17 protein-coding genes are annotated in these 18,131 nt (G+C 56.2%); 6 read left to right on the top strand and 11 right to left on the bottom strand.

From position 1 onward, the window contains the following. The first annotated feature begins 4 nt into the window (after positions 1–4). Positions 5–466: a GNAT family N-acetyltransferase gene (locus DHN10_RS00675; protein WP_108813336.1), complete on the top strand. Its 462-nt coding sequence runs from the start codon at positions 5–7 to the stop codon at positions 464–466. Here DHN10_RS00675 and DHN10_RS00670 read toward each other — a convergent pair. Next, entirely contained in the window at positions 463–1,158 is a 696-nt protein-coding gene (locus tag DHN10_RS00670; RefSeq protein WP_108813335.1) for a sulfotransferase family protein, read from the bottom strand. The two genes, DHN10_RS00675 and DHN10_RS00670, sit on opposite strands and share 4 nt — an antisense overlap. After that, positions 1,155–2,054 carry a D-amino acid aminotransferase gene (locus tag DHN10_RS00665; RefSeq protein WP_108813334.1) on the bottom strand — a complete coding sequence of 300 codons (900 nt, stop codon included), beginning with the start codon at positions 2,052–2,054 and terminating at the stop codon, positions 1,155–1,157. Before DHN10_RS00665 ends, DHN10_RS00670 begins: the two co-directional genes overlap by 4 nt. A gap of 132 nt (positions 2,055–2,186) precedes the next feature. Here DHN10_RS00665 and msrA point away from each other — a divergent pair, with 132 nt between their 5' ends. Continuing rightward, positions 2,187–2,816 (top strand): peptide-methionine (S)-S-oxide reductase MsrA, encoded by a 630-nt coding sequence (gene msrA, locus DHN10_RS00660; RefSeq protein WP_108813333.1) that lies wholly within the window; start codon positions 2,187–2,189, stop codon positions 2,814–2,816. On the opposite strand, the gene DHN10_RS00655 is transcribed toward msrA, so the two are convergent. Continuing rightward, positions 2,810–3,676 (bottom strand): ribokinase, encoded by an 867-nt coding sequence (locus tag DHN10_RS00655; protein ID WP_108813332.1) that lies wholly within the window; start codon positions 3,674–3,676, stop codon positions 2,810–2,812. The genes msrA and DHN10_RS00655 overlap by 7 nt on opposite strands. Next, positions 3,676–5,931: an NADP-dependent malic enzyme gene (locus DHN10_RS00650; RefSeq protein ID WP_108813872.1), complete on the bottom strand. Its 2,256-nt coding sequence runs from the start codon at positions 5,929–5,931 to the stop codon at positions 3,676–3,678. Before DHN10_RS00650 ends, DHN10_RS00655 begins: the two co-directional genes overlap by 1 nt. Before the next feature lie 123 nt (positions 5,932–6,054). Between DHN10_RS00650 and mutS the strand changes: the two genes are divergently transcribed. Beyond that, positions 6,055–8,682, top strand: a complete 2,628-nt coding sequence (gene mutS / locus DHN10_RS00645) for a DNA mismatch repair protein MutS (RefSeq protein WP_234416938.1) — start codon at positions 6,055–6,057, stop codon at positions 8,680–8,682. 3 nt (positions 8,683–8,685) lie between these two features. Here mutS and DHN10_RS00640 read toward each other — a convergent pair whose 3' ends face one another. From DHN10_RS00640 to hrcA, 3 genes are read right to left on the bottom strand one after another with little or no spacing between them, the layout of a single operon-like run. Continuing rightward, positions 8,686–9,735 carry a TPM domain-containing protein gene (locus DHN10_RS00640; protein WP_108813331.1) on the bottom strand — a complete coding sequence of 350 codons (1,050 nt, stop codon included), beginning with the start codon at positions 9,733–9,735 and terminating at the stop codon, positions 8,686–8,688. Further along, complete coding sequence (locus tag DHN10_RS00635; RefSeq protein ID WP_108813330.1) at positions 9,735–10,292, bottom strand: nucleotide exchange factor GrpE; 558 nt, start codon at positions 10,290–10,292, stop codon at positions 9,735–9,737. The genes DHN10_RS00640 and DHN10_RS00635 overlap by 1 nt, the downstream gene beginning before the upstream one ends. Before the next feature lie 11 nt (positions 10,293–10,303). Then, positions 10,304–11,368 (bottom strand): heat-inducible transcriptional repressor HrcA, encoded by a 1,065-nt coding sequence (gene hrcA / locus DHN10_RS00630; RefSeq protein WP_108813329.1) that lies wholly within the window; start codon positions 11,366–11,368, stop codon positions 10,304–10,306. A gap of 115 nt (positions 11,369–11,483) precedes the next feature. On the opposite strand from hrcA, the gene rph reads away from it, so the two are divergent. From rph to hemW, 3 genes are read left to right on the top strand one after another with little or no spacing between them, the layout of a single operon-like run. Next, on the top strand, positions 11,484–12,191 hold the full coding sequence (gene rph, locus DHN10_RS00625; RefSeq protein ID WP_108813328.1) for a ribonuclease PH: 708 nt from the start codon (positions 11,484–11,486) through the stop codon (positions 12,189–12,191). Continuing rightward, a complete protein-coding gene (rdgB, locus tag DHN10_RS00620) occupies positions 12,191–12,799 on the top strand; it encodes an RdgB/HAM1 family non-canonical purine NTP pyrophosphatase (protein ID WP_108813327.1) in 609 nt (202 codons plus the stop codon). Before rph ends, rdgB begins: the two co-directional genes overlap by 1 nt. After that, positions 12,792–13,949: a radical SAM family heme chaperone HemW gene (gene hemW, locus DHN10_RS00615; RefSeq protein WP_108813326.1), complete on the top strand. Its 1,158-nt coding sequence runs from the start codon at positions 12,792–12,794 to the stop codon at positions 13,947–13,949. Before rdgB ends, hemW begins: the two co-directional genes overlap by 8 nt. On the opposite strand, the gene DHN10_RS00610 is transcribed toward hemW, so the two are convergent. The 4 genes from DHN10_RS00610 to mnmG are packed head-to-tail and all read right to left on the bottom strand — an operon-like array spanning position 13,946 to position 18,128. Continuing rightward, the gene (locus DHN10_RS00610; RefSeq protein ID WP_108813325.1) at positions 13,946–14,833 is read right to left on the bottom strand and encodes a ParB/RepB/Spo0J family partition protein; all 888 of its coding nucleotides are present in this window, start codon (positions 14,831–14,833) and stop codon (positions 13,946–13,948) included. The two genes, hemW and DHN10_RS00610, sit on opposite strands and share 4 nt — an antisense overlap. Beyond that, a complete protein-coding gene (locus DHN10_RS00605; protein WP_108813324.1) occupies positions 14,834–15,643 on the bottom strand; it encodes a ParA family protein in 810 nt (269 codons plus the stop codon). Beyond that, the gene (gene rsmG, locus DHN10_RS00600) at positions 15,633–16,253 is read right to left on the bottom strand and encodes a 16S rRNA (guanine(527)-N(7))-methyltransferase RsmG (RefSeq protein ID WP_108813323.1); all 621 of its coding nucleotides are present in this window, start codon (positions 16,251–16,253) and stop codon (positions 15,633–15,635) included. Before rsmG ends, DHN10_RS00605 begins: the two co-directional genes overlap by 11 nt. A 3-nt stretch (positions 16,254–16,256) precedes the next feature. Continuing rightward, positions 16,257–18,128, bottom strand: coding sequence for a tRNA uridine-5-carboxymethylaminomethyl(34) synthesis enzyme MnmG (mnmG, locus tag DHN10_RS00595; RefSeq protein ID WP_199910611.1), 1,872 nt, complete (start codon positions 18,126–18,128; stop codon positions 16,257–16,259). Positions 18,129–18,131: the final 3 nt, after the last annotated feature.

The raw sequence follows: 18,131 nt of genomic DNA, 5'->3' as shown, positions 1-18,131 counted from the left end.
AATCATGTCATTTGCGGCACGCCCGATCATCGGCGCTGACGTTGTCCCGCTTGAGAATATCACGGTTCACGCGGATCAGGACCGCTTTATCGCCCCTAACATCGTGACCATCGCACAAGTCCGGTTTAAAACGGGAGCCCACGATTTCTGCTTGTGGAACGACCAGACGCGCGTCGGATTGATGGCGCTGGTCGACATGGTTGAACACAAGGACCGCCACAAGATTGACGCACCCGACGCGATCTATGTCTGGCGCTTGCTGATCGGGCAGGATTTTCAGCGGCAAGGGTATGGCGCAGCCGCAATGGCTTTTGCAGAAAACTGGGGGCGTGCCCGCGGACGGCGCGTCATGCAGATTCAGGCGGTCGAGGATAATGCAGCGGCAATCGCAATGTATCAATCGCTTGGCTATGTACTGACGGGCAAGAGGTCAGGTGTTGAAGTTCAACTGGAAAAACTGCTTTAGAGTTTCGCCCGCTTCATCCGTTCGTAGAGCGGCATGGCGCTATTGACCATTTCACGATACGCAGACACATCCGGCAATGTGCCTTCAGCACCCGCAAAACCGGTGCTTTGATGCACAGCCCCATACCAGTGCGACGCCCAAACCCCGTCTGCGTCACGTGGTCCTTCATTCCACCGAAGCATCGCTGGATCAAACGGCAATCCAATCGCATCGCATAACTTGCGCAGCATCCCATCGGGGTCTTGTCGGATGTCGCTGCTGTCGATGACCACGCCGCCGAGCGTCTCATAAATCGCCGCCTGTTGCCGATAACCAATATCCTCCAAAGCCATCTCGTCCCGCTTGGCGCCGTAGCTTGCAATCACACGGGCGGGGTGCCGGATCAGGTGGATATTCACGCAGTCCTTGGCCCAATCCAATGGGACGCCATCAATCATATGATGCGGCATGTGCTTCATGTAAAAATGTGGCTTTTGGGCTGGAATAGTGTCTAAACAGCGCCGCGCCACGATCAGCGGATCGGTTTCATGTGCGGCCAGAATCTCGTCCCGCATGGGGTGATCCAATCCGGTTGCGGCAAGATAGGGTGCGTAAAACGGTTCATCCCAAACCGCGAAATCGGATCGGTTTCCAAAAGCGTACATCATGGCGGTTGAGAGGTTTCGTGGCCCGGACCACATTGCAATTCTCATGATTTGGCCACCAGATCTTTGTAAAGATCACGCAGACGCAGGGTCACCGGTCCCAACTCTCCGCTGCCGATGACCCGCCCGTCGATAGTGCTCACAGGCGTTTGCGCACCGAACGTGCCGGTCAAGAACGCCTCATCGGCGGAATAGGTGTCTACCAACGAATAATTCCGCTCAAACACCGGGATTTCGTTGGCGCGGCATAGGTCGATCACCTTTTGGCGCGTGATCCCGTTCATGCAGTAATCACCGGTGCTGGTCCAAACCGCTCCGTTTTTGACGATGAAGAAGTTGCAGGCGTTTGTCGTGTTCACAAACCCATGGACGTCCAGCATCAGCGCCTCATCTGCGCCAGCCTTTTGCGCGGCGATGCAGGCGAGAATGCAATTCAGTTTTGAGTGGCTGTTCAGCTTGGGGTCCTGCGTCATGGGCAGGCCACGTTGATGTGGCACAGTCGCCAGCGCAATTGGGCGCGGGATTTTGGGTTGCGAATGCTCCATGATGATCACGAAAGTCGGCCCGGATTGCGACAGGCTGGGGTGCTGGAAAGGACGCACCTTAATGCCGCGTGTGACCATGAGGCGGGCATGGGCGTCAGTGGTCATTCGATTGGCAGTTTGTGTCTCTAACAAGGCCGAAACCACACCGTTTCGATCCATTCCGATATCGAGATCAATCGCTTTTGCCGCCTCAAACAGCCGGTCGATATGTTCGTCCATGAACGCCCACTTACCATCATAAAGCCGCAACCCTTCCCACACGCCATCACCCAGCATGAACCCGCTGTCATAGACGCTGACGGTGGCGTCGGCCTTGGGCACCAGTTTGCCATCGACATAAATCAGGATGTTTTCGTTGCGGGCATCATCTTGGGCCTGATGGGTGGTCACATCTGACATTGAATTCTCCTTTCTGCGAACGCTAGGACAGCCGCCGAAATGTTCCAAGAGGTAAAGAGCGCGTGATACCGGCGCGAGGTCGTTGCGCCGCGCCATGGTTGCCTGAAAGGGTACGAGCAAAGGAGATTCCAGATGTTCAGATCCATTGCCTTGGCGCTTGCCATTTTCCCCGTTGCCCAAACGGTCGTTGCCGAAGACATCCAGACCGCGATTGTCGCAGGTGGCTGTTTCTGGTGCGTCGAAAGCGACTTTGAAAAAGTGCAGGGCGTGCAAGAGGTCGTTTCAGGCTACACTGGCGGCACGACGGCCAATCCAAATTATGAAACGCTCAAGGGCTCTGGCCACTATGAGGCGGTAGAGATCACATATGACGCGGATGTTGTCAGCTATGGCCAGTTGCTACATGCTTTCTTCCGGTCAGTTGATCCGACCGATGCTGGCGGCCAGTTCTGTGATCGTGGCGACAGCTATCGCACCGCTGTTTTCGTCTCTAACCCGGCGGAACGCACTGCTGCCGAGGCCGCCAAGACACAGGCCCGCCGCGATCTGGGTCAGCGGATTGTCACCCCAATTCTGGATGCCGCCACCTTTTATGATGCCGAAGACTATCACCAGAACTACTATCGTGGTGAAAACCGGGTCATTACCCGGCGCGGGATCAAGGTGCAGTCAGACGCCTATGCGTTCTATCGCAATGCCTGTGGCCGCGATCAGCGGGTAACGCAGCTTTGGGGTGATGCGGCACCCTTTGCTGATCACTGAATAAAGGCCTGCACTTCGGATAGATCAGGGATTACATCCGCCGTACCATGGCGGGTGACCATCAATGCCCCCGCTTTGGTTGCCAGTTTGATGGCTTGCGCCATTGGCATGTCCCGATCCAACCCTGCCAGCACGTAGCCGGTAAAGGTATCTCCGGCACCTGTTGTATCAACGGGGTCAACTTTGATCGCTGGAAAATGCGTCTTACCTTCGGCGCCGTACCAATCGGCACCATCACCGCCAAGCGTCACGATCACATCGCGGACCGGCAAGTCCTGCGGTGCTTGCCCGGTGGCATCTTGCAACTGTTGGGCTTCAACCGCATTCAGGATCAGGAAATCAAGATGCGGCAGAACCGCCTGTACCCGTTCCGCATCAAAAGGAGCTGCGGCATAGGCCACCTGTAGCCCCAGCTTTTTGCCCATTTGGGCCGCCGTGCGTTGCAGATTGGTTTCGTTTTGTATGACCAGCCAATCGCCAGTTTCAGCTTCGGCCATGGCGGCCTGCAAGGTGACCTGCGGAATCTCGGCATTGGCGCCGGGGTGCAGTAGGATGGCATTCTCGCCCTGCGGGTCGACCATGATGATCGCTTGCGCTGTATCAGTGTCTATTTCAGCGATATTGCGTGTATCGACACCGTATTCGAGCAGACGCTGTGTGGCCCAGCGCCCGTCTTCGCCAACAGCCCCGATGTGGTGAACGCGGGCCGCAGCGCGCGCTGCCGCAACGGACATATTGGCCCCTTTGCCACCAAGAAACACCTGCCGTCCGGTGGACGACAGCGTCTCGCCCGGTGCAGGCACATGCGGCACTGCATAGACAAAATCGGCGTTAATTGATCCCAGATTCCAGATCGCCATCAGTCGACTTTGCAGGCAGCAATGACCGCCATATTGAGGATGTCATTCACAGTTGAAACGGTTGAGCAGATCTGCACGGGTTTGCCGATGCCTGACAGGATTGGCCCGATGACCGTCGCGCCCCCCATTTCCTGCATGAGCTTGACCGAGATCGAAGCCGAATGCCGCGCCGGAACGACCAACACGTTGGCAGGGCCAGTCAGCCGTTGGAACGGATAGCTTTCCTGTGCCTGAGTGTTGAGCGCCACGTCCACAGTCATCTCGCCCTCGTATTCGAAATCAACCTTGCGTCCGTCCAATACGGTTGAGGCAACATGCATTTTTTCGGCGCGTTCGGACACCGGATAGCCAAAGGTCGAGAAAGACAGGAACGCGACCCGTGGTTCCAGACCCAGTTCGCGCGCCACAAACGCCCCGCGCTCGGCAATGTCTGCCAGATCGTTCTCATCCGGCCATTCATGCACCAGCGTGTCCGCGATCAACACAATCCGCCCTTTGTTCAGCACGGCTGTAACACCAACCGCGCCGTCATGTGGTTGCGCATCAAAGACGTGATTGATCAATTCAAGAATATGGGCCGATTTGCGTGTCGCCCCGGTAATCATGCCGTCGGCATGCCCGTGGGCAAGCATCAGCGACGCAAAAACATGCCGGTCACGTGCGGCAAGTCGATGCACGTCTTGGGCATCAAATCCTTTGCGTTGCAGGCGCTCGTAAAGAAATGCCTTATACGTCTCCAGATGCGGCGTCATGGCGGCGTTGACGACTTCCAGTTCTTCAAACGCATCCGCTAGCCCCTCAGCGGTCAGCTTTTCTTTCACATCATCGTCGCGCCCGACGACAAGCGCCTTGCCCATGCCTGAACGCTGATAAAGCACAGCAGCACGAAGCACGCGTGGATCATCACCCTCGGCAAAGACAACCGTCGATTGGTTGGCCCGCGCCCGCGCGTTCAGACTGCGCAGGATAGATTGCGTTGGGTCCATGCGCGATTTCAGTGAGAGCTCATAAGCGTCCATGTCGATGATGGGCCTGCGGGCGACGCCTGTTTTCATGCCAGCTTGCGCCACCGCCGTTGGGATGCGGTGGATCAAGCGCGGGTCAAATGGCGTCGGGATGATGTAGTCACGTCCGAAAGTCAGTTTCTTGCCGTAGGCCATTGCGACCTCATCCGGCACGTCCTCGCGGGCGAGGGCGGCAAGCGCTTCGGCGCAGGCGATCTTCATCTCGTCGTTGATGGCGCGCGCATGGATATCGAGAGCGCCGCGGAAAAGGTATGGGAACCCCAACACGTTGTTCACCTGATTGGGGTAATCGCTGCGCCCGGTGGCAACAATCGCGTCCTCGCGGACGGCATGTGCATCTTCGGGTGTAATCTCGGGATCGGGGTTAGCCATGGCGAAAATAACAGGATTTTTCGCCATATTAGACACCATTTCTTGCGTCACAGCACCTTTGGCACTGACCCCCAGAAACACGTCGCAACCCTTCATCGCATCATCAAGCGACCGCGCCTTGGTGTTGGCGGCATGAGCAGATTTCCATTGGTTCATCCCCTCGGTCCGGCCTTGGTAGATGACACCTTTGGTGTCGCACATAATGCAATTGTCATGCTGGGCGCCCATCGCCTTGAGCAGCTCAAGACAGGCAATGCCAGCGGCCCCTGCACCGTTAAGGACAATCTTGACCTCTTCGATTTTCTTGCCCGACAGATGCAGCGCGTTCAGCAGTCCAGCGGCACAAATCACCGCCGTGCCGTGCTGGTCATCGTGGAAGACAGGGATATCCATCTGCTCTTTGAGCGTTTGTTCGATAATAAAGCACTCTGGTGCTTTGATATCTTCCAGATTGATACCGCCAAAGGTCGGACCCATCAGCTGGACCGCCTTGATGAACTCTTCAGGGTCTTCGGTATCTAGTTCCAGATCGATGGAATTCACATCAGCGAAGCGTTTGAAAAGCACTGATTTGCCTTCCATCACCGGTTTGCTGCCCAACGCGCCAAGGTTGCCAAGGCCCAGAACAGCCGTGCCGTTTGAAATGACAGCGACCAGATTTCCCTTGTTGGTATAATCATACGCCGTTGCAGGATCAGCGGCTATTTCTTCGCATGGGATGGCGACGCCGGGGGAATAGGCCAAGGATAGATCACGCTGCGTGGTCATGGGAACCGTTGCTTGGATCTCCCATTTGCCGGGGCTGGGATGCATATGAAACTGCAGTGCATCTTCGCGCGTGTGTTTGTTCTTTTGCATCATGCTCCCCCAAAATTGATCAGCCAGATATAGCGGGTTCCGATGGCAGGCCGCAACGGGTTGATTTCGGGGTTTCGCCGCCATCTTGGACTGCTAATGTGCGCGGAATGATCCGGGGGATGCATGAGCAGCACCAAGAACACCGTCACGCCAATGATGGCACAGTATCTGGAGATCAAAGCCGATCATCCTGACGCCTTGCTGTTCTATCGTATGGGCGATTTCTACGAGATGTTTTTTGATGATGGCGTGGCCGCCGCAGAGGCGCTGGATATTGCGCTGACCAAACGCGGCAAGCATGACGGCGAAGACATCCCAATGTGCGGCGTGCCGCACCATGCCGCCGAAGGGTATTTTCTGACGCTGATCCGCAAAGGGTTTCGCGTGGCCGTTTGCGAACAGATGGAAAGCCCCGCCGAGGCAAAAAAGCGTGGCTACAAGGCCGTCGTCAAACGCGAGGTGGTGCGTTTGGTCACGCCCGGCACCCTGACCGAAGATTCGCTGCTGGACGCGCGCCGCCACAACTTTCTGGCCGCCTTTCATGTGGTTCGGGATGAGGGCGCGTTGGCCTGGGTTGATATCTCGACCGGGGCATTTCACGTGATGCCCTGCGCGGGGGCCGCTTTGGGTCCAGAGCTTGCACGGCTGACCCCACGTGAGGTGATTGTCGTGGATGGATCAGAGATCAGTTGGGCTGAAATAGTGTCTGATTCAGGCGCCACGCTCACCACATTGGGCGCCGCCGCATTTGATAGCACGGCGGGGGAAAAACGCCTGTGCAGTCTCTATAATGTCGGCTCGCTTGATGCTTTTGGCGGGTTTAGCCGCGCCGAAGTGGCGGCGATGTCCGCTGTTGCTGAATACCTTGATATCACCCAGCGAGGGAACCTGCCCTTACTGCGCCCGCCGGTGCAAGAAGGCCAATCCGCGGCGATGCAGATCGATGCCGCGACCCGTAAATCATTGGAACTGACCCATGTGTTGGGCGGCGGACGCCAGGGCTCGCTTTTGCATTGCATTGATCGCACCGTGACGGCAGGCGGAGCGCGTTTGCTGGAACGGCGGCTGTCGTCACCGTCATGCAGTGTCGATGTGATTGCCAAACGGCACGATGCCATGGTCGCGTTGATTGATAATTCGCGCCTTGCCGAAGATATCCGCGAGATCCTGCGCGGCGTGCATGATCTGGATCGCGCTTTATCGCGGCTAGCACTGGATCGCGGCGGACCACGCGATATGGCGGCCATTCGCAACACGATCGGGCAGGCTACGGATCTGTCAGAGGCGCTATCCGGTGATTTGCCCCTGGTCTTGGCAGATGCGGCCAAGGATTTGACAGGGCATGACGCGCTGCTCGACCTACTTGATCAGGCTTTGGTCGCAGAGCCCCCGCTTTTGTCGCGCGATGGCGGGTTCATCGCGCCAGAGTATGATGCAAAACTGGATGAGGCCCGCAAACTACGCGACGAAGGCCGGTCCGTGATTGCGGGCATGCAGGCCGAGTATATCCAGACGTCCGGCGTGTCGTCGCTGAAGATCAAGCACAACAACGTGCTGGGGTATTTTATCGAAACCACAGCAACCCACGCCGACAAAATGATGGCAGCGCCATTGAGCGAGACTTTCATTCATCGCCAGACAACTGCCAATCAGGTGCGCTTTACCACCGTGGACCTATCCGAGATTGAAACCCGGATATTGAACGCTGGCGGACGGGCGCTTGAGATTGAAAAGAGACTCTATTCCAGCCTAAAACAGGCAATTATTGCGCAAGCGGGACCGCTTGGCGCATTGGCGCGCGCGCTGTCAGAGATTGATCTGACGACTGCACTTGCCCATCTGGCTGTGACTGAAAACTGGGTGCGACCCAAGGTCGATGATAGTCGGTCTTTTGACATCACAGGCGGGCGGCATCCAGTGGTCGAGGCAGCACTGCAAAAGGACGGTGCGCCCTTCATTGCCAATGATTGCGGGTTGACCGATGCACCGATATGGCTGCTGACCGGGCCAAATATGGCAGGTAAATCGACGTTCTTACGGCAGAATGCGTTGCTTGCGATTTTGGCACAAATGGGGAGTTTTGTGCCTGCCGCAGAGGCGCATATCGGGATTGTCAGTCAGATTTTCAGCCGTGTGGGCGCGTCGGATGATCTCGCTCGTGGGCGTTCGACCTTTATGGTGGAAATGGTGGAAACGGCTGCGATCCTTAATCAAGCCGATGATCGTGCGTTGGTAATTTTGGATGAAATCGGGCGCGGCACAGCGACCTATGATGGCTTATCCATCGCATGGGCAACCTTGGAGCATCTGCACGATGTGAACCGCTGCCGCGCGCTCTTTGCCACCCATTATCACGAGATGGCGGCACTTTCGAACAAGCTGGATGGGGTTGAGAACGCCACTGTGACCGTCAAAGAATGGGACGGCGACGTGATTTTCCTGCACGAGGTGAAGCGCGGAACGGCGGACCGGAGTTATGGCGTTCAGGTGGCACGATTGGCCGGGCTGCCGCCAATGGTAGTCGAGCGTGCAAAGGTTGTTTTGGAGGCACTGGAAAAGGGCGAGCGTGAAGGTGGGGCGTCGCGTAAGGCCGTGATTGATGATTTGCCGCTGTTTGCTGCAACACCAGCGCCACAAACCATTCAGGCGGCGGAATCCGAAGTTGAAGAGAAGTTGAAGACCGTCTTGCCAGATGAGCTAACGCCGAAAGAGGCCTTGGCGCTGATCTATGAACTGCGTGATTTGCTCTAATCGTCACCAACTACCGCTGGCACCACCACCGCTTGAACTGCCGCCGCCGCGACCGCCTGAGCTGGAACTGGAGCTGCGGGTCTTTTTGGGAATAGTCTTTTGCACTGTGTAGTGGGCATTGCAGTGGTGGCAGTTGTAGTCGGTTTCCCTCAGGCCCGTTGACGAATATGTGGCTGATCGAATGGTGCGGCTGTCTCCCTCAACCGTGCGAAAACCGCACTCGCGACACGCCCCATAGCGAGAGAACCATTTGCGATAAGCTTCAATCGTTACATGCTCGCAGCGGTCGCAATACCAAACGTCATAGTCCACGCTCTCAAGACGCTCTTCGGCAAGTTGGCCGGCGGATAGGCTTCCATCCTCGGTTTCTTCGAGATAGCGGCGCATGCGATTTCCGTCGTTGGGGCAGATCCGTGGTTTGTTGCGTTGGAAACGACGGAACAGCTTGACCGCAAAGGGCATCACCGCCGCGAAAGGGGCAAGTAGCCACCATCCGAGATTCACCAGAAAGCGTTTGAAGTTCGCCCAAAGCTGCGCTGGACCGGAATTATCATATTCGCCCGGATAGCGGTTCGTGACTTCATAGATCACCTCATCCACACCGAAGCGAATGCCTTTGGCGTAGTCATCAAGGCGGAAGTAGGGGGTGATTTTGTTGTCAATTACCCGTTTCATCGGTGCGTTCAGCGTGTCGCCGTAACCTGCACCGACCTCGATCCGCAGTTCGCGGTCAAATCGTGAGACAAGCAACAGCAGACCATCGTTGCGATCGGCATCGCCGATGCCCCATGTGTTGAAAAGCGCCGTTGCGAAGTTTTCGATGCTACCAGTGTGACCATAGTCCGCCATCCGCGGGATCGTCAGAACCGTGAATTCAATGTCGCGGGCCTGAAAGAGTTCCTCAAGCACAGCGGCGAGGTCATCTTCTTGCGCATCGGTCAGAATATCCGCGTAGTCATTGACGTAAAAATCAGCGTCTTCGGGAAACGTCTGTGCCGCGAGCGGCGGAACGACAAGCAGCCAAAGCGCGACGGCTGCTTGCCAAATCCGCATTATGATTTTGGTGTCGATGACACCCCAACTTGCGCAGGGCGCAGCAAGCGGTCGTGCAACATGAAACCATTCGTGGAAACCTGAATGATGTCGCCCGCTTTGGTGCCAGGCAATGGAGCTTCAAACATCGCTTCGTGCATTTTGGGGTCAAAACGGTCGCCGACTTCTGGTGTGATCGTGTCGATGCCGTGCTTTTTAAAGACGTTGATCAACTCGCGCATCGTCAGCTCAATCCCTTCCAGCAGGGAATCCGGCACTTTCTCTTCGCCTTCTTTGGCGGCGGTCAATGCGCGATGCATGTTGTCGTAAACCGGCAGCAAATCACGGGCGAGCCGAGAACCGCCATAGTTTTCCGCCTCACGACGGTCACGGTCGGCCCGTTTGCGTGTATTTTCTGCATCCGCCAAGGCACGCATGAATTTGTCACGGAAATCATCGCGTTCTGCGCGCAGCGCCTCAATCTCGTCAAAGCTGGCGGCAGCTACGTCAAAATCAATCTCATCGCCCTCTGCGGCGAGTTCATCAAGGCTTTGCAATGGTTCTTCTTTCTGAGGCATGTATTTTCCCTTCACGCCCGGTCGGCGATCATTTTGCCAACCAGTTTGGCGGTGTAATTCACGATTGGCACAATGCGTCCATAGTTAAGCCGGGTTGGCCCGATGATACCCACTGCACCGATAATCTTGCGGTCGGCGTTCATATAAGGGGAAACGACGAGAGATGAACCCGAAAGTGAGAACAATTTGTTCTCTGAGCCAATAAAAATGCGCACCCCGTCGCCGTCCTCGGCCAGATCAAGGAATTGGGCAATATCGCGCTTGCGTTCTAGGTCATCAAAGAGGGTTCTGATGCGCGCAAGATCGTCTTCGTTTTCGCCTTCGCCCAGAAGGTTTCCGCGACCGCGAACGATCAATCGCTCTGTCGCTTCGCCTTCGTTCTCCCAAAGCGCAAAGCCGTCGGCGATCAGTTCGGCGGCGAGGGCATCGATTTCCTGACGACGGGCGGCAATTTCGCGTGCGATAACAGCGCCGAGTTCGGAAAGCGTGTGTCCCGCGGCAATGGCATTGAGGAAATTCGCGGCCTCGCGCATGGACGAGGGCGTTTGCCCCGGCGGCGGGGTAAACACGCGGTTTTCCACGTGCCCGTCCGCAAAGACCAGTACAACAAGGGCGCGGTCATGCGAGAGCGAGACAAATTCAATATGTTTGATCGGCGCTTCATGCTTTGGGGTCAGCACGAGGCTGGCGCCATGGGTCACGCCGGATAGTGCGGTGCCCACCTGATCAAGCATCGAAGTGACATCCTGATCGTTTGACGTGAGCGTGCGGTCGATTGTTTCACGGTCTTTACCGTCAAGATCGCCGACTTCAAGCAGACCATCAACAAACATGCGCAGGCCAAGCTGCGTGGGGATACGCCCGGCGCTTACGTGCGGACTACCCACCAGCCCTAGGTATTCGAGGTCCTGCATCACGTTGCGAATTGTAGCCGCGCTGATTTTTTCCGAGAAATCACGGGTCAGCGTGCGTGATCCAACGGGCGCACCGCTTTCCAAGTAGCCCTCAACCACGCGCCGAAACACTTCGCGCGAACGGTGGTTCATTTCGTCGATATTTGGCGGTTGTTCGGTCATCACATCCTCTGATGAAGGCTGGGCAATTAAAACGAAACCTGCCGGGGCGTCAATCGGGGTTGGATTTCATATGTGGGCAGCGTATCCGAGGAGTGCAACCAACAGGAGTGATCCCATGCGCCCATCCGGCCGTCAGACAAATGAAATGCGCGAAATCTTGATCGAAACGGGCGTGACGATGCATGCAGAAGGGTCGTGCCTGATCAAATGTGGGAATACCCATGTGCTGTGTACAGCGACGATTGACGAACGCGTGCCGCCGTTTCTGAAAAACTCAGGCCTTGGTTGGGTCACTGCCGAGTATGGCATGCTGCCACGGGCAACCAATACACGGATGCGCCGTGAGGCGAAGAATGGCCAATCTGGCCGGACACAAGAGATTCAGCGATTGATTGGCCGCTCTTTGCGGGCTGGCGTGGATCGCGTTGCGCTGGGCGAGCGTCAGATCGTTGTGGATTGTGATGTAATCCAAGCCGATGGCGGGACGCGCTGTGCGTCTATCACCGGCGGTTGGGTTGCGTTGAAGTTGGCAGTGCAAAAGTTGATGAAGGCGGGCGATGTGATTTCCGATCCGCTGGTTGATCCTGTTGCCGCGATTTCATGCGGGATTTATGCGGGGCAGGAGGTGCTTGATCTCGACTATCCCGAAGATAGCGAAGCGGGCGTTGACGGGAACTTTGTCATGACCGGCGGGAAACTGATCGAGGTGCAGATGTCTGCGGAAGGGTCGACGTATACCCGCGATCAGATGGATAAGCTGCTGGATCTGGCGGCAAAAGGTGTGGCTGAGTTGACTGCTGCGCAGATAGCGGCAGTCGGCTGATGCGGCGCTTTGACGGCAAAGATCTAGTGATTGCGACCCACAACAAGGGGAAGCTGGTGGAGATCGCTGATCTGCTGTCGCCCTATGGTGTGTCTTTGACGTCGAATGCCGATCATGGATTGCCAGAGCCCGAGGAGACCGAAACCACCTTTGTCGGAAATGCCCGGATCAAGGCGCATGCGGCGGCGAAAGCAACAGGCGTGCCTGCGTTATCCGATGACAGCGGGATCGAAATTGACGGGCTTGGTGGGGCGCCTGGCGTTTACACCGCAGATTGGGCCGAAACACCCGATGGTCGTGATTTCAAGATGGCGATGGAGCGGAGTTGGGCAGAGTTAGAGACTGTTTCCGCTCCATTTCCGCGAACAGCGCGGTTCTGTTGCACGTTGGTTCTGGCCTGGCCAGATGGCCATGACGAGGTGTTTCCCGGTGTCATGCCGGGCCAAATTGTATGGCCCATGCGCGGCGATCAAGGGCATGGGTATGACCCAATTTTCCAACCTGATGGATATGACATCACTTTTGGTGAAATGGACCGTTGGGAAAAGAACAAGATCAGTCACCGGGCGGATGCCTTTGCCAAATTGATTGCGGGTTGTTTTGCCTGAAGACTGGGAGAATGGGGGCTTTGGCCTTTATATTCATTGGCCATTCTGCCAAGCGAAATGCCCTTATTGCGATTTCAACTCTCATGTGGTGGCGCAGATTGATCAGACTGCCTGGGCCGCGGCCTATGTGAGCGAGATTGATCGGGTTGGGGCCGAAACCGAGGGCCGGGTGCTCCGATCAGTGTTCTTTGGTGGCGGCACTCCAAGCCTGATGGATCCGGGTGTTGTTGATGCGATCTTAACTAAGGTACGCGCAACATGGCCTATCGCAAATGATCTGGAAGTAACGCTGGAGGCCAACCCAACCTCTGTTGAGGCAGGGCGGTTTGCAGGGTATCGCGATGCCGGTGTAAACCGGGTGTCGATGGGGATTCAGGCGCTGAACGATCGTGATTTGAAGGCGCTGGGGCGGTTACATTCGGCGGCGGATGCGATGGCGGCCTTTGATGTCGCGCGTGGGGTGTTTGACCGGGTGAGTTTTGATCTCATTTATGCCCGTCAAGGGCAGAGCGTTTCAGATTGGCAAGCAGAGTTGCGTCAGGCCCTGTCGCTCGCCGTGGATCATCTGTCGCTGTACCAGCTGACGATTGAAGAGGGCACAGCATTTGGTGATCGTTACGCCGCTGGTAAGTTGCGCGGGCTGCCGGATGACGATGTTTCGGCTGATATGTATGCGGCGACTCAGGAAATTTGCGCGGCAGCCGGGCTTGCGGGTTATGAGGTGTCGAACCATGCGCGGCCGGGCTTTGAGAGCGTTCATAACAAAATCTATTGGCGCTATGGTGATTATGCCGGGATCGGGCCGGGGGCGCATGGACGGCTGACCCTTGGGGGCAGGCGATTTGCAACAGAGGCGCCGAAAGCGCCGGGTGCTTGGTTGCAGCAGGTGAATAGGCTAGAGCATGGCGAATTGGCCCGTGAAGCACTGGATGACGAGGCGCAGCTTTCTGAGTTCTTGTTGATGGGATTGCGATTGACGGACGGCGTGGATGTACGCCGTTTTCCTGAGCTGTCCAACGCAAAATATATGAATAAAATCAAATACTTGAGTGAAATTGACATGCTAGCGCTGGACGCAGATGTGTTACGGATCACGCCGCCGGGTAGACCTGTTCTTAATGCTGTCTTGCGCGCGTTGTTGGACGTTTAGCCGCCCGAAAGGGCCCGTAATAGATCATCGAGCTGTTCAAGTGATTTGTAGCTGATCGCCAGTTTGCCGCCCTCGGCACCGGCTGAATGATCGATCGTGACTTTCATGCCAAGAGTTGCGGTCAGCTCATTCTCGATCTGTACGGTGTCCGCGTCTTTGGGAACTGGCGCGCCGGGCACTGACCGTTTTTTGATGGCGGGGCCCTTTTTCGCGAGCTTTTCTGTTTCGCGCACAGAAAGTTTGCGTTGCAACACTTCGCGCGCCAACCGCACAGCCTGATCATGGCCCACAAGAGCGCGGGCGTGGCCTGCCGAAAACTGACCGCTGATCAAGTAGTTCTGGACTTCATCGGGCAAATTTAGCAGGCGAAGCAGGTTGGCGATGTGGCTACGGCTTTTGCCCAGCGCGGTGGCCATTTGGTCTTGCGTATATCCAAAACGATCCATCAGTTGCTTATAGCCTGCGGCCTCATCCACGGGGTTCAGATCGGCACGTTGGATGTTCTCGATGATCGCAATTTCGAGGACTTCAGTGTCGTTGTAGTCGCGCACGACGATAGGTACATCGTGCAGTTTCGCGATCTGAGCAGCCCGCCAGCGGCGTTCACCTGCGACGATTTCGTAGGTGTCGGTTTTACCAGGGGCGGCGCGCACAATGAGAGGTTGAATGATCCCTTTTTCCGCGATGGATGCGGCAAGTTCCTGCAGCGCACCTTCAGCAAAGGTGCGGCGGGGTTGGTCTGGGTTTGGCTGCACCTGTTCGACGGGGACGACGAAATCGGGTCGTTTGGGCGCGTTTGTTGGTGCCTCATCCGCCGATACGTCCGACATGAGCGCCGAAAGGCCACGGCCCAAACCACGAGATTTTGCGGGTGTCCGTGCCATCTATGCGACCTTTTTGTCAGTTGTGCGGGCGATCAATTCACCGGCAAGCGCCCGGTAGGCCTTGCTGCCCTTGGAGCCACTATCGTAGGAAAGCACCGGCATCGCGAAGGAGGGGGCCTCGCTTAGGCGCACGTTGCGGGGAATCACCGTGTTGAACACCATATCGCCCATGTTTTCGCGTGCGTCGTCTTCGACCTGGAGCGAGAGGTTGTTGCGCTGATCGTACATGGTGAGAGCGATGCCCTCGATCCGTAGATCAGGGTTTGCGGTTTGTCGAACGTCGCGGACCGTCAGGATTAGCTGCGAGAGACCTTCGAGCGCGAAGAATTCACTTTGCAGTGGCACGATAAGAGAGTGCGCGGCCACCATGGCGTTCACTGTCAATATGTTGAGGGATGGCGGGCAATCGATCAATATGTAGTCGTATTCACTGGTGTCTGATGTCTCGGCGCGCAAGACATCCCGCATCAGAAAACTGCGTTTGGCGTTATCCATCAGCTCTATATCGGCCGAACTGAGGTCAGTTGTTGCGGGCACGATGGTAAGGTGATCAACGTTGGTTTTCTGGATCGCATCAGTCAGTGAAACCTCACCAGACAGCAGATCATAGGTCGTCACCTCGCGCTGATCATGGTCGATCCCCAAGCCGGTCGAGGCGTTGCCTTGCGGGTCTAGGTCGATCAACAACACTTCTTTACCTTGCTCTGCCAACGCAGCGCCGAGGTTTATTGTGGTCGTCGTTTTGCCGACTCCGCCCTTTTGGTTGGCAATCGCAATGATAAGCGGCCCGGTGTGGGTGTCATTGACCACGGGATTCTATCCTTTGAATGGCAAGTATGCAGGCTTCAGGATCAGTGAAACTAGCATGATCTTCAAGCTGAAAGCGCCATGATTTTTGCGCTTCGGCGATTTCTTGTTGGGCCTGCTTTCCTTTGGGAAGAAGTGCGACGCCATCTGTGTGCAGATGGCGGGACGTCATGCCCAGAAGGGCAGATAGTGGTGCAAGCGCACGGGCAGATACAACATCTGCCTCTTGGGGGGCAACATCACCGACGCGCTTTGCAATGACATCAACCTTCAATGACAGGTCTCTTGCGGCTGTGCGCAAGAAAGCTGCCTTGCGTTGATCACTTTCGATCAAGGTAAACTGCGCTTCCGGATGCCGCGCTTTGCCGAGAATCGCCATGACGATGCCTGGAAAGCCACCGCCGCTTCCCAGATCGACCCACTTTGTGAAAACCTTTGGCGCATACCGGTAGATCTGAACCGAGTCGACGATATGTCTGTCCCAGATCGCATCAGACGTGTTCCGGGAAATGAGATTGATCTTCTGCGTCCATTTAGTAGTGAGCGCGGCAAAACTCTCTAAATCTGCTATTGTTTCACGTGAAACATCCACACAGGCAATTTGACCAGTCATCAATCAGACCGCCTTTGCGTGTTTCTTGGTCGCTCCGATCAACAACATCAACGCAGCAGGGGTCATGCCCTCAATCCGGCCAGCGTGCGCAATCGTCGCCGGGCGTGCAGCGTTAAGTTTGGTACGCAACTCATTCGAGATGCCCTTGATTGATCCAAAATCCAAACCGTCGGGAATTATGTGGTTTTCATCCCGCTCCATCGCCGCAATGTCACGCTCTTGTCGGGCGATGTAATGGGCATACAGCGCGTCCTTCTTTACCTGATCTTGTATGTCACCAGGAATTCTATCAATATCTTGTCCCAATTCCTTTAGATGCGCGAACCCAAAGTCAGTCAGCGCCAAAGCATCCAGCGCATTGCGCCGTGGCCCATCAGCGTTGAGTTTGATACCAAGTTCAGCCATTTCGCGGGCAGAAAGGCTCATATCTGATAATTGTTCCTTGGCTGCCTTGATCTGATCCATTTTCGCCGAAAACTGTGCCCAACGGTCATCACCAACACAACCAAGCCGACGCCCACGTTCTGTCAACCGCTGATCGGCATTGTCTGCCCGCAGGGACAGCCGAAACTCGGCTCGAGAGGTAAACATGCGGTAAGGTTCTGACACACCGCGCGTGATCAGATCGTCAATCATCACTCCGATATAGGATTCCCGACGGCTAAAGGTAATCGACTCTGCTTCCTTTGCCTTTGCGGCTGCATTCAATCCAGCGACCAAACCTTGGGCGGCGGCCTCCTCATAACCGGTTGTCCCGTTGATTTGTCCAGCCAGATAGAGACCTGGCACATCGCGTATTTCAAGCGTCGCGCGCAAAGCGCGTGGATCAACGTAATCGTATTCAATCGCATAGCCAGGCTGCAAAATCACTGCATTTTCAAGACCATAGATCGACCGCACATACTCTTTTTGGACATCTTCTGGCAGCGATGTCGAGATGCCATTGGGGTAAACCGTGTGGTCGCTAACCCCCTCAGGCTCGAGGAATATCTGATGCGACTCTTTGTCGGCAAAGCGCACAACCTTATCTTCGATCGACGGACAATAGCGTGGCCCAACCCCATCAATCTGCCCACCATACATCGCAGAGCGGCCAAGGTTTGCTCTGATAATCTCATGTGTTCGTGCATTCGTATGGGTGATACCGCAGTCTATCTGCTTGGCGGACACGCCCTTTGAAAGGAATGAAAACAGCACGGGGTCCGCATCACTTGGCTGCACTTCCAGTTTGTCCCAAGCAATTGTGCGCCCGTCCAGACGCGGTGGCGTCCCCGTTTTGAGCCGCCCCAGAGGCAACCCGAAACTATCCAGCCGTTCCGCCATCTTGACGGATGGATCATCGCCCATCCGTCCGCCAGGACGCGACACATCACCAATATGAATAATACCGCGCAGGAATGTTCCCGTCGTTAGAATGACGCCATCGGCACGCAGTGTGGCGCCATCACGCATCTTAACCCCGGTGACGCGACCATCCTGCATCATCAGATCAACGGCTTCACCCTCAACAATCGTCAGGTTTTTAAGGGCCGCGAGCTCTTCTTGCATCGTTGTCCGGTAAATCTCACGGTCAGCTTGCGCCCTCGGTCCCTGTACAGCGGGGCCCTTCTTGCGATTCAAAAGACGGAACTGGATTCCAGCCTTGTCGGCCACACGCCCCATAACACCATCAAGCGCATCAATCTCTCGGACAAGGTGACCCTTGCCCAAGCCACCAATGGCTGGGTTACAGGACATCACACCAATCGACTGTTGGGTCAATGTCACCAGCGCCACGCGGACTCCCATACGTGCAGCAGCATGCGCAGCCTCTGCGCCGGCATGGCCACCACCAATAACAATCACGTCGTAGTCATGATGTTTCACGTGAAACACTCC

Source organism: Loktanella sp. Alg231-35, assembly GCF_900143545.1.
Classification (GTDB): Bacteria; Pseudomonadota; Alphaproteobacteria; order Rhodobacterales; family Rhodobacteraceae; genus Yoonia.
Note: the sequence above shows the minus strand (reverse complement) of the source record. Positions and strands in the feature narration are given on the sequence as shown.